9 protein-coding genes are annotated in these 11,277 nt (G+C 61.6%); 2 read left to right on the forward strand and 7 right to left on the reverse strand.

Annotation, left to right across the window (positions count from 1 at the left end; translation table 11 throughout):
* Positions 1 to 243 precede the first annotated feature (243 nt).
* Genes ccoP through ccoN form a run of 4 tightly spaced genes read right to left on the reverse strand, consistent with a single transcriptional unit; the run spans position 244 to position 3,444 of the window.
* Positions 244 to 1,197 (reverse strand): cytochrome-c oxidase, cbb3-type subunit III, encoded by a 954-nt coding sequence (ccoP, locus tag SGN16_RS09345; protein WP_210643657.1) that lies wholly within the window; start codon positions 1,195 to 1,197, stop codon positions 244 to 246.
* Positions 1,194 to 1,397: a CcoQ/FixQ family Cbb3-type cytochrome c oxidase assembly chaperone gene (locus SGN16_RS09350; RefSeq protein WP_210643658.1), complete on the reverse strand. Its 204-nt coding sequence runs from the start codon at positions 1,395 to 1,397 to the stop codon at positions 1,194 to 1,196. The genes ccoP and SGN16_RS09350 overlap by 4 nt, the downstream gene beginning before the upstream one ends.
* 3 nt (positions 1,398 to 1,400) lie before the next feature.
* Complete coding sequence (gene ccoO / locus SGN16_RS09355; RefSeq protein ID WP_003183469.1) at positions 1,401 to 2,009, reverse strand: cytochrome-c oxidase, cbb3-type subunit II; 609 nt, start codon at positions 2,007 to 2,009, stop codon at positions 1,401 to 1,403.
* A gap of 10 nt (positions 2,010 to 2,019) precedes the next feature.
* On the reverse strand, positions 2,020 to 3,444 hold the full coding sequence (gene ccoN / locus SGN16_RS09360; RefSeq protein ID WP_210643659.1) for a cytochrome-c oxidase, cbb3-type subunit I: 1,425 nt from the start codon (positions 3,442 to 3,444) through the stop codon (positions 2,020 to 2,022).
* Positions 3,445 to 3,540: 96 nt separating this feature from the next.
* On the opposite strand from ccoN, the gene SGN16_RS09365 reads away from it, so the two are divergent.
* The gene (locus tag SGN16_RS09365) at positions 3,541 to 4,233 is read left to right on the forward strand and encodes an alpha/beta family hydrolase (RefSeq protein ID WP_335944873.1); all 693 of its coding nucleotides are present in this window, start codon (positions 3,541 to 3,543) and stop codon (positions 4,231 to 4,233) included.
* 171 nt (positions 4,234 to 4,404) lie between these two features.
* Here SGN16_RS09365 and SGN16_RS09370 read toward each other — a convergent pair whose 3' ends face one another.
* From SGN16_RS09370 to acnA, 3 genes are all read right to left on the reverse strand, one after another.
* Positions 4,405 to 5,970, reverse strand: a complete 1,566-nt coding sequence (locus SGN16_RS09370; RefSeq protein WP_210643661.1) for a PAS domain-containing methyl-accepting chemotaxis protein — start codon at positions 5,968 to 5,970, stop codon at positions 4,405 to 4,407.
* Between the two features lie 90 nt (positions 5,971 to 6,060).
* The gene (locus SGN16_RS09375) at positions 6,061 to 6,849 is read right to left on the reverse strand and encodes a CPBP family glutamic-type intramembrane protease (protein ID WP_335944872.1); all 789 of its coding nucleotides are present in this window, start codon (positions 6,847 to 6,849) and stop codon (positions 6,061 to 6,063) included.
* Positions 6,850 to 7,215: 366 nt separating this feature from the next.
* The gene (gene acnA, locus SGN16_RS09380; RefSeq protein WP_210643663.1) at positions 7,216 to 9,957 is read right to left on the reverse strand and encodes an aconitate hydratase AcnA; all 2,742 of its coding nucleotides are present in this window, start codon (positions 9,955 to 9,957) and stop codon (positions 7,216 to 7,218) included.
* Between the two features lie 172 nt (positions 9,958 to 10,129).
* Between acnA and rlmM the strand changes: the two genes are divergently transcribed.
* The gene (gene rlmM / locus SGN16_RS09385; protein WP_210643664.1) at positions 10,130 to 11,203 is read left to right on the forward strand and encodes a 23S rRNA (cytidine(2498)-2'-O)-methyltransferase RlmM; all 1,074 of its coding nucleotides are present in this window, start codon (positions 10,130 to 10,132) and stop codon (positions 11,201 to 11,203) included.
* Positions 11,204 to 11,277: the final 74 nt, after the last annotated feature.

The raw sequence follows: 11,277 nt of genomic DNA on the forward strand, positions 1-11,277 counted from the left end.
ATGCAAGGCAATTGTCACAACAGCCGGTATCTACCTGCCTTTGCGGCCTTTTTTACCGAACGGATTGTCGAACACAACGGGTCGGGTCGACCTGAAACCGGCATTCGCCAGTGCACGCAGAGGCAAGCTTAGACCCGATTGGGTAGAACCGAAAGGCAGACCATGGAAGGGTGCGACAATGCGTCGCGCAGGGGCACGGAACCGCCGCACCCGGATGGATGCGGCTGTTCGTGTGGTCAGGATTTATTCGCTTTTGCTTTGCGCTTGCAGGCGTTCGGCGCCCGCGTTGTGGGACAGGCTGTAGACGTAGGCGGCCAGCAATTGCACTTTGTCGTTGCCCAGCAGTTCATTCTGCGCTGGCATATGGCCTTGGCGGCCATGTCGAATGGTTTGCTGCAACTGTGCCAGGCCGGTGCCATAGATGAAGCCGGCTGGTTGCGTCAGGTTGGGCGCGCCCATGGCTTCGGTACCCTGGCCGTTGGCGCCGTGGCAGGCGACGCAGGTGGTGTTGAACACCTGCTGGCCAGCTTGCAGATCGGCACCGCTGTCCGCCGGCAGAGGCAGGCCGGCCAAGTCGTGGCGCACATAGGCCGCCACGTTCTTGACTCCAGCGTCCCCCAGCACTTCGCCCCAGGCCGGCATCGCGGCCATGCGGCCGCCCATGATGGTGGCCTTGATGGTGTCGGCCGCGCCGCCCCAACGCCAGTTGCTGTCGGCCAGGTTCGGGAAGCCGAATGCACCCTTGGCGTCCGAGCCGTGGCAGACCGAGCAGTTGGAGGCGAACAGACGGCCACCCATCTTCAAGGCCTGCGGGTCCTTGGCGACTTCTTCCACGGGCATCGCGGCGAACTTGGCGAAGATCGGCCCGAACTTGGCGTCGGCCTTGGCCATTTCCTTTTCCCATTCATGGGCGCCGGTCCAGCCATTCTCGTAGCCCGGCAGGATGCCTTTCCAATTGCCCAGGCCCGGATACAGGACCAGGTAGCCGACGGAAAACACCAGGGTGCCGGCAAACAACAGGAACCACCACTGCGGCAGCGGGTTGTCGTATTCCTCGATGCCGTCGAAGCTGTGGCCCATGGTCTGGTCGACGCTGCCTTTGGTTTCGCCCTTGCGGGTGCCGATCAGCAGCCAGGTCAGGCCGATCAGGCTGCCGATGGTCAGTACGCAGATCCACGTACTCCAGAAGGTGGTCATGGCCGGGTACTCCTTGTTGCAGGGTCTTGGGGATTGGCGATGTCGGTGGGTGGCTCGTCGGCGAACGGCAGCAGGCGCGCCTGGGCGAACTCCGGACCGCGCTTGCTGCTGAATACCCAGAGGGTCAGGCCGATGAAGGCCACGAACACCACGACCGTGCCCAGGCCGCGGATCATTCCTGTACTCATTTCAAGAACCATGGCTCACCTCTTGCTCTTGATGGCAGTGCCAAGCACTTGCAGGTAGGCCACCAGTGCATCCATTTCGGTCTTGCCCTTGAGCGAGGCTACGCTGCCGGCGATGTCGTCGTCGGTGTAGGGCACGCCCAGGGTGCGCATGGCGCGCAGCTTGCCTTCGGTGTGGCTGCTGTCCACCGCCTGCGTGACCAGCCATGGGTAGGCCGGCATTTTCGACTCAGGCACGACGTTGCGCGGGTTATACAAGTGCGCGCGGTGCCAGTCATCGGAGTAGCGGGCGCCGACCCGGGCCAAGTCCGGTCCGGTACGCTTGGAGCCCCACAGGAATGGGTGGTCCCAGACGCTTTCACCGGCTACCGAATAGTGGCCGTAGCGCTCGGTCTCGGCGCGGAACGGGCGGATCATCTGCGAGTGGCAGCCGACGCAGCCTTCGCGAATGTAGATGTCGCGGCCTTCCAGTTGCAGGGCGGTGTAGGGCTTCATGCCGTCCACCGGTTTATTGGTCACATCCTGGAAGAACAGCGGCACGATCTGGGTCAGGCCGCCAATGCTCACGGCCAGGACCATCAGCAGCATCAGCAGGCCGACGTTTTTTTCGATTGTCTCGTGTTTCATGGCGGACTCCTCAGGCCATCTGCGCGGCAGCGGCGGCTTCGGCAGGCTGGTAGGCCCGCACGGTGCGCCAGGTGTTGTAGGCCATCAGCAGCATGCCGATGAGGAAGATCGCCCCGCCTGCCAGTCGCACGACGAAGCCCGGGTGGCTGGCCGCCAGGGTTTCGACGAAGGAGTAGGTAAGCGTGCCGTCCTCGTTTACCGCGCGCCACATCAGGCCTTGGGCGATGCCGTTGACCCACATGGAGGCGATGTACAGCACGGTGCCGATAGTCGCGAGCCAGAAGTGCGCGTTGATCAGGCCGATGCTGTGCATCTGCGGCCGACCGAAGACTTTCGGGATCATGTGGTACAGCGCACCGATGGAAATCATCGCCACCCAGCCGAGTGCGCCGGCGTGTACGTGGCCAATGGTCCAGTCGGTGTAGTGGGAGAGGGCGTTGACGGTCTTGATCGCCATCATCGGACCTTCGAAGGTCGACATGCCGTAGAACGCCAGGGATACCACCAGAAAGCGCAGGATCGGGTCGCTGCGCAACTTATGCCAGGCCCCCGAGAGCGTCATCATGCCGTTGATCATGCCGCCCCAGCTTGGTGCCAGCAGGATCAGTGACATCACCATGCCCAGGGACTGAGCCCAGTCTGGCAGCGCGGTGTAGTGCAGGTGGTGCGGGCCCGCCCAGATGTACAGGGTGATCAGTGCCCAGAAGTGCACGATGGACAAGCGATAGGAGTACACCGGGCGCTCGGCCTGTTTCGGCACGAAGTAGTACATCATCCCCAGGAAGCCTGCGGTGAGGAAGAAGCCCACGGCGTTGTGGCCATACCACCATTGCACCATCGCGTCGGTGGCCCCGGCGTATACCGAATAGGACTTGGTGAAGCTCACCGGCAGTTCCAGGTTGTTGACGATGTGCAGGATCGCCACGGTCAGGATAAACCCGCCGAAGAACCAGTTACCGACGTAGATGTGCTTGGTGTTGCGCTTGGCTACGGTGCCGAAGAACACAATGGCGTAAGCGACCCAGACAATGGTGATCAGGATGTCGATCGGCCATTCCAGTTCAGCGTATTCCTTGGAACTGGTGTAGCCCAGTGGCAGGCTGATAGCCGCCAGCAGGATCACCAGTTGCCAGCCCCAGAAGCAGAACGCGGCGATTTTCGGCGCGAACAGCTGGGTCTGGCAGGTGCGTTGCACCGAGTAGAACGAACTGGCGAACAGGGCGCAGCCGCCGAAGGCGAAGATCACTGCGTTAGTGTGCAGTGGGCGCAAGCGGCCGAAGCTGGTCCATGGCAAATCGAAGTTGAGTTGTGGCCAGACCAATTGGGCCGCGAGAAAAACCCCGAGCCCCATGCCGACGATGCCCCACACCACCGTCATAATGGCGAATTGGCGGACCACCTTGTAGTTGTAGGCGGTACTGATAGAAGTGTTCATGGTTCCCCATCCACGGTTCAGCCGAAGTGAGCGCCTGCGCAAGGCAGTGCGGCGTTCTTCGCCTGGAGTTATAGGCAGACTAAAAGCGAGGTCAGCATGGACAAACAGCACAAGGCCAGTATTGACGGGGATCAATGGGCGCGATGTGTGGCCGAACACGGCTGGTTATGGACAGCCGGACAAACGGTTGCCAGCGCCAAGGCGCCGACCCTGGTCCTGGCCCATGGTGCCGGTGCGCCGATGGACAGCGGCTTCATGGAAGAAATGGCTGCGCGCCTTGCCGCGCATGGCGTCAACGTGTTGCGTTTCGAGTTTCCCTACATGGCCCAGCGGCGCCTGGATGGTGGCAAGCGCCCACCCAATCCGGCACCGAAGCTGCTGGAATGCTGGCGTGAGGTTTACGCCACGGTGCGGCCTTATGTCGCTGGGCGGCTGGCCATCGGCGGCAAGTCCATGGGTGGGCGCATGGCGAGTTTGCTCGCCGATGAGTTGGGCAGCGATGCGCTGGTGTGCCTGGGCTATCCCTTCTATGCGGTGGGCAAACCGCAGAAACCGCGGGTCGAACACCTGGCGGCGTTGAAGACCCGAACCTTGATCGTCCAGGGAGAGCGCGATGCGCTGGGCAATCGTGAGGCAGTGCAGGGATATGCCCTGTCACCGAGCATCGAGGTGATGTGGCTGGTGGCGGGGGATCATGACTTGAAGCCGTTGAAGGCTTCGGGGTTCAGTCATGAGCAGCATCTGGAGGCGGCTGCGGGCAAGGTGGCGGCGTTTCTTCTTCAGGATTGATAGCGCCTGTCCCGGCCTCTTCGCGAGCAAGCCCGCTCCCACAATTGAAAATGCATTTGAATGAGCAACCTTGCTCCCCTGTGGGAGCGAGCTTGCTCGCGATGGCGGCCTGCCAGGCAATAAAAAACCCGGAAGCTTTCGCCGTCCGGGTTCTATGGAAGCAGACCTCTATCAGCGGTTAAACCGCTCCACCAACGAATACTGCGTATTGGCTGTTCGGGTCAGTTCTTCGCTCAGCAGCGCCGAGCTGTGGGCCTGGCCCGAGGTCTGGTCGGCCAGCTCCGAGATGTTGCTGATGTTGCGGCTGATCTCTTCGGCCACCGAACTCTGCTCTTCGGTAGCGGCAGCGATCTGTGTGGTCATGTCGGTGATGTTGGCCACTGCTTCGCTGATTCCCACCAGCGCCGCGTCCGCCTCCATGACCCGCGCCACGCCTTCTTCGGCCTGGCGGTGGCCGGCGTCCATGGTCTGCACGGCATTGGTGGCGGTTTGCTGGAGCTTGGCGATCAGGGCGTGGATCTGCCCGGTGGATTCGCTGGTGCGTTGCGCCAATTGCCGCACTTCATCGGCAACCACGGCGAAGCCACGGCCCATCTCCCCGGCTCGGGCCGCTTCGATGGCAGCATTGAGGGCGAGCAGGTTGGTCTGGTCGGCGATGCCTTTGATCACATCCACCACGCCACCGATCTCGTCGCTGTCCTTGGCCAGTTGGGTCACGGTCTGGCCGGTCTCGCCAACCACCACCGACAGGCGCTCGATGGCTTCGCGGGTTTCCCCGGCGATATCGCGACCACGACTGGTCAGGCGATTGGCTTCCTGGGTGGCATCGGCCGTGCGCTGCACATGGCTGGCGACTTCCTGGGTGGTCGCGGCCATCTGATTGACGGCGGTGGCGACCTGTTCGGTTTCCACCCGTTGGCGCTCCAGGCCACTGGAGCTGTCGTGGGCCAGCTTGTTGGATTGGCGTGCCTGAGCGTTAAGATGCTCGGCGGTGTCCTGCAGACGGGTCAGGCAGGTTTTCAGGCGAGCTTCCTGGCTGAGAATCGACATCTCCAGGCGCGCCTGGGCACCGCGGCTGTCGGTGTACATCCGGGCGATCAGCGGGTCGGAAGTGGTTTGCTCGGCCAAGCGCAGCAGTCGCTTGAGGCCGCGTTGCTGCCATTGCAGGCCCATCAGTCCCAAGGGTACCGACAACACGGCGGCCAGGGCAAAGCCCCAGTGGGAGTTCAAGAACGCGCCAACGACGAAGCTCAGTTGGCTGACCAGGATAAACGGCAGCCAGTCCTGCAGCATGGGTACCCATTTGTCGCTGCGCGGGACCGCGGACTTGCCTTGGTTGATGCGTTGATAGAGCGCTTCGGCCCGGGCGATCTGCTCGGCGGTGGGTTTGACCCGCACTGACTCGTAGCCGACCACCTGATTGCCTTCGAAAACAGGCGTGACGTAGGCGTTGACCCAGTAATGGTCACCGTTCTTGCTGCGGTTCTTGACGATGCCCATCCATGGCAAGCCTTGCTTGAGCGTGCCCCACATGTGCGCGAACACAGCTGACGGGACATCGGGATGACGCACCAGGTTGTGTGGTGAACGGATCAGCTCTTCCTTTGAAAAACCACTGATCTCTACGAACGCGTCGTTGCAGTAGGTGATCACGCCCTTGGTATCAGTGGTGGAAATCAAGCGTTGCTGGGCCGGAAAGGTCCTTTCGCGTTGTGTGACAGGTTGATTGTTGCGCATGGTGTGTATAGATCCGAAAGGCTTTGAAAGGCTATGAAAAGGTTGTCGGCGTTGTCAGGTTTTAGTTGAAGTTATTTTTCCCTGTCGCTATCACGCCAGCATCGGGTAGGTAAATAGGGCGAAATGAAGCAGGTTGAGGCCGAAATGGGTGGCAATCGCGGCGCCCAGGCCGCCAAAACGATAAGCCAGGCCGTAACCGATCCCTGCCAGGCCCGACAGCAGCACCCATTGCCAGCCTGCGCCGACGTGCACCAGGCCGAACAGCAGCGATGTCAGCAGTAACGCCAGGTTGTCGCCGTAACTCAGGTGTTTGAAGTAACGGCTCAGGCCTCCCTGAATGTAGCCACGAAACAGCGCTTCCTCTACCAAGGTCACCAATAAAAGATTATTCAGCACCCACAACCAGGCGTGATCCGGCCATTTCGGTGCCCAGTGGATCATGCCCAGCAACATCGCCCCACCGAGGGCCAGTACCGCGCTCAGCGCCAGACCCAGGGCCGTGACATAGACCGACAGGCGAAATGATCGCCGGCCGACGATCCAGGGGCAGGCCAGCAGCAGCCAGAATCCGATCAGTGGTTTGTCCTGGTTCAGGTACATGGCAAATGGCGCGGCATCATCGGTCAAGCGTTGCGCAGCGATTGCCCGTCCATTGAAAAAACCTGGCATCCAATGCAAGGCCAACGCCAGGGCCATGACCACGAACAGAAGATGACCGAGAAACCGGCCGATTGGCATGGGTTGCTGGCGAACGGCATACCCGGCGAACAGCAGTAGCGCGACTGAGATGACGGCGGTCCAGGCCAACTGGCCGTAGGCCAGGGCCAGGCAATAGCCGATGGAAAGCAGGGCCAGGTATGGCCAGGGTAGAGCGGGCATACAACATCCTTTTAGGCGGTAGAGCTTTGGGCGAAAGTGGCCGCCGCGTCTATGACGCTGCCATATCGCGCAAAGAGCACGTTTTGTATCCATGCAGATTTATGCGTAGGGGGGCAGACCGTTGGCTGACTCTGTTCCGTGAGTGCCGGCGGGATTATAGGCAGACCGATACAAAAACGCCGCCTGTTTAGAGGGCGATAACGGTCAGGAAGCCGCAGAACCTGTGGGAGCGGGCTTGCTCGCGATAGGGGCTTGTCAGTCAACATCGATGTTGGCTGATCTACCGCTATCGCGAGCAAGCCCGCTCCTACAGGGGAGGGGCTTGTCTTTCACTGACTTGCATTCGCCATAAGAGGCGGGTCTTTTTTAACCGGCAATCAATTGCCGCAACACATAATGAAGAATCCCACCGGCCTTGAAATATTCCACTTCATTCAAGGTGTCGATCCGACACAACACTTCAATCCGCTCCTGGCTGCCGTCCTCGCGGGTGATGACCAGAGGTAGGTTCATGCGCGGCGTCAGTTCGACATCGTTCAGGCCCAGGATGTCCAGGGTTTCCTTGCCCGTGAGGTTCAGGCTCTTGCGGTTCTGGTCGAGCTTGAACTGCAACGGCAGCACGCCCATCCCCACCAGGTTGGAGCGATGGATGCGCTCGAAGCTTTCGGCGATCACCGCCTTGACCCCCAGCAGGTTCGTGCCCTTGGCTGCCCAGTCCCGACTGGATCCGGTGCCATATTCCTGGCCGGCGATCACCACCAGCGGCGTCCCGGCGGCCTGATACGACATGGCGGCGTCATAGATTGGCATTTTTTCGCCGGTGGGGATGTAGATCGTATTGCCGCCTTCTTCGCCACCGAGCATTTCATTGCGAATGCGGATGTTGGCGAAGGTGCCGCGCATCATCACCTGGTGGTTGCCGCGCCTTGAACCGTAGGAGTTGAAGTCCCGCGGCTCGACGCCCTGCTCGCGCAAATAGCGGCCGGCCGGGCTGTCGGTCTTGATGTTGCCGGCGGGGGAGATGTGGTCGGTGGTCACCGAGTCCCCCAGCAGGGCCAGGACTCGGGCGCCCTCGACATTCTTGACGACCGGTGGCGGCCCGCCGATGTCGTCGAAGAACGGTGGGTGCTGGATGTAGGTCGAGTCGGCCTGCCAGACGTAAGTCGCCGCTTGCGGCACCTCGATGGCCTGCCATTGCTCGTCACCGGCAAACACGGCGGCGTATTCCTTGTGGAACATGCTGGTGTTCACCTGGGCCACGGCCTCGGCCACCTCCCGGCTGCTGGGCCAGATGTCGCGCAGGTACACCGGGTTGCCGTCCCGGTCGTTGCCCAGCGGCTCGCTGCTGATATCGATGCGCACGGTGCCGGCCAGGGCATAGGCGACCACTAGCGGCGGCGAGGCCAGCCAGTTGGTCTTCACCAGCGGATGCACCCGGCCTTCGAAGTTGCGGTTGCCCGACAATACCGAGGCCACGGTCAGATCGGCTTGCTGGATGGCTTTTTCGATCGGCTCCGGTAACGGCCCGGAGTTACCGATGCACGTCGTGCAACCGTAGCCCACCAGGGCGAATCCCAGTTTGTCCAGGTACTCGGTCAGGCCGGCGGCCCTGTAGTAATCGGTGACCACCTTGGAGCCTGGCGCCAGGGAACTCTTGACCCAAGGCTTGCGAGTCAGGCCTTTTTCCACGGCTTTTTTCGCCAGCAGCCCGGCGGCCATCATCACGCTGGGGTTGGAGGTGTTGGTGCAGGAGGTGATGGCGGCGATCACCACCGCGCCGTTTTTCAGGCGGTGGGTGTGGCCTTCGAATTCGTACTCGGTTTCTCCCACCTGGTCGGCGTTGCCCACCGCGACGCCACCGCCACCTTCGCTTTCCAGGCGACCTTCTTCTTTGCTGGTAGGTTTGACTTGCAGCCCCAGGAAGTCACTGAAAGCCTGGCCGACATTGGGCAGCGAAACCCGGTCCTGAGGGCGTTTCGGCCCAGCAAGACTGGCCTCGACGCTGCCCATGTCCAGCTCCAGGGTGTCGGTGAACACCGGTTCCTGGCCGGGCAAGCGCCACAGGCCCTGGGCCTTGCAATAAGCTTCCACCAGTTTCACGGTTTCCGCTGGCCGCCCGGACAGGCGCAAGTAATCCAGGGTCACGTCGTCCACCGGGAAGAAGCCGCAGGTGGCGCCATACTCAGGGGCCATATTGGCGATGGTGGCACGGTCGGCCAGAGGCAGATCGGCAAGGCCATCGCCATAGAACTCGACGAATTTGCCCACCACGCCTTTCTTGCGCAGCATCTGTGTGACGGTCAGCACCAGGTCGGTGGCGGTGATGCCCTCGCGCAGTTTGCCGATGAGCTTGAAGCCGATGACCTCGGGAATCAGCATCGACACGGGCTGGCCAAGCATCGCCGCTTCGGCCTCGATCCCGCCCACACCCCAGCCCAGCACTCCGAGGCCGTTGATCATAGTGGTGTGGGAGTCGGTGCCCACCAGGGTGTCCGGGAAGGCGTAGGTGCGACCGTCTTCTTCGCGGGTCCACACAGTACGGCCCAGGTATTCGAGGTTGACCTGGTGGCAGATGCCAGTGCCCGGCGGCACCACGCTGAAGTTGTCGAAGGCGCTCTGGCCCCAGCGCAGGAAGGCGTAGCGTTCGCCGTTGCGCTGCATTTCGATGTCGACGTTCTGCTCGAACGCCTGGCTGCTGGCGAACTTGTCCACCATCACTGAGTGGTCGATCACCAGGTCCACCGGCGACAGCGGGTTGATCCGCTGAGGGTCGCCCCCGGCCTTTTCCACCGCGGCGCGCATGGCAGCCAGGTCGACCACCGCAGGAACGCCGGTGAAGTCTTGCATCAGCACCCGTGCAGGGCGGTATTGAATTTCGCGGTCGGAACGACGTTCCTTCAGCCAACCGGCCAGGGCCTTGAGATCGGTGCCGGTGACGGTTTTTTCATCTTCCCAGCGCAGCAGGTTTTCCAGCAGCACTTTGAGCGACATGGGCAGTTTGTCCAGGTCGCCCAGGCTTCGGGCGGCGTCGGGCAGACTGAAGTAATGGTAAGTCCTGGCATCGACTTGCAGCGTTTTAAGGGTTTTCAGGCTATCGAGAGACGGCATTGAAATCACTCCTTTGAGTCCGCACGGCTACGGACTGAGGGGACGGACAGAGCCTTTAACCTAGCCCTGTTTTGAGCGGATGACTAATCACTGGACTCTATGGGCAGGTTCGGGGTTCCGAAGTCCGCTATCATGCGGCGGTTTTCGTGACAGGCTTTGCTACGGAGTTTCAATGAACACGCTTTTCATGCACTGCCGACCAGGCTTCGAAGGCGAGGTCTGCTCCGAGATCGCCGAACATGCCGCCCGGCTTAACGTGGCCGGCTACGCCAAGGCCAAGGCGGCCAGTGCTTGCGCTGAATTTGTCTGCACCGAAGACGACGGCGCCGAGCGGCTGATGGCTGGCCTGCGTTTCGCCGAACTGATTTTTCCGCGCCAATGGGCGCGCGGCACTTTCATCGATTTGCCGGAAACCGACCGCATCAGCGTCATCCTGGCCCACATGGCCGCTTTCCCGACCTGCGGCAGCCTGTGGCTGGAAGTAGTGGACACCAATGACGGCAAGGAACTGTCGAACTTCTGCAAAAAGTTCGAAGGCCCCTTGCGCAAGGCGCTGGTCGGCGCTGGCAAGTTGGTGGACGACCCGCGCAAGCCGCGTCTGCTGCTGACCTTCAAGAGTGGCCGCGAGGTGTTCCTGGGGCTGGCGGAATCCGATAACTCGGCGATGTGGCCCATGGGCATTCCCCGCCTGAAATTTCCACGGGAAGCGCCGAGCCGTTCCACCCTCAAGCTTGAGGAGGCCTGGCACCACTTCATCCCTCGGGATCAGTGGGACGAACGCCTGCACAGCGACATGACCGGCGTGGACCTCGGCGCGGCGCCGGGCGGCTGGACCTGGCAGTTGGTCAACCGTGGCATGCTGGTGACCGCCATCGACAATGGACCGATGGCCGAAAGCCTGATGGACACCGGCCTGGTGCAGCACCTGATGGCGGACGGTTTTACCTTCAAGCCCAAGCAACCGGTGGACTGGATGGTTTGCGACATCGTCGAGAAGCCCGCGCGCAACGCAGCGATGCTCGAAGAATGGATTGGCGAAGGGCATTGCCGTGAGGCAGTGGTCAATCTCAAGCTGCCGATGAAACAACGCTATGCCGAGGTCAAGCGCCTGCTCGAACGCATTGCCGATGGCTTCAAGGCCCGGGGCATCAAGGTCGAGATCGGTTGCAAGCAGCTGTACCACGACCGTGAGGAAGTGACGTGCCATCTGCGACGGTTGGACAGCAAAAAGCCCAAGTCCCGCTAGCGCCCGAAAGGCAATGAAGTCCTCCTGTGGGCGCGAGCTTGCTCGCGATGACGTCGGCACATTCAATATTGATG

The organism is Pseudomonas sp. G166 (assembly GCF_037027455.2).
Taxonomy (GTDB): Bacteria; Pseudomonadota; Gammaproteobacteria; order Pseudomonadales; family Pseudomonadaceae; genus Aquipseudomonas.

Coding starts and splice junctions, on each gene's coding strand:
- ccoP (WP_210643657.1), bottom strand. CDS start 1,197: ATGACCACCTTCTGGAGTACGTGGATCTGCGTACTGACCATCGGCAGC.
- SGN16_RS09350 (WP_210643658.1), bottom strand. CDS start 1,397: ATGGTTCTTGAAATGAGTACAGGAATGATCCGCGGCCTGGGCACGGTC.
- ccoO (WP_003183469.1), bottom strand. CDS start 2,009: ATGAAACACGAGACAATCGAAAAAAACGTCGGCCTGCTGATGCTGCTG.
- ccoN (WP_210643659.1), bottom strand. CDS start 3,444: ATGAACACTTCTATCAGTACCGCCTACAACTACAAGGTGGTCCGCCAA.
- SGN16_RS09365 (WP_335944873.1), top strand. CDS start 3,541: ATGGACAAACAGCACAAGGCCAGTATTGACGGGGATCAATGGGCGCGA.
- SGN16_RS09370 (WP_210643661.1), bottom strand. CDS start 5,970: ATGCGCAACAATCAACCTGTCACACAACGCGAAAGGACCTTTCCGGCC.
- SGN16_RS09375 (WP_335944872.1), bottom strand. CDS start 6,849: ATGCCCGCTCTACCCTGGCCATACCTGGCCCTGCTTTCCATCGGCTAT.
- acnA (WP_210643663.1), bottom strand. CDS start 9,957: ATGCCGTCTCTCGATAGCCTGAAAACCCTTAAAACGCTGCAAGTCGAT.
- rlmM (WP_210643664.1), top strand. CDS start 10,130: ATGAACACGCTTTTCATGCACTGCCGACCAGGCTTCGAAGGCGAGGTC.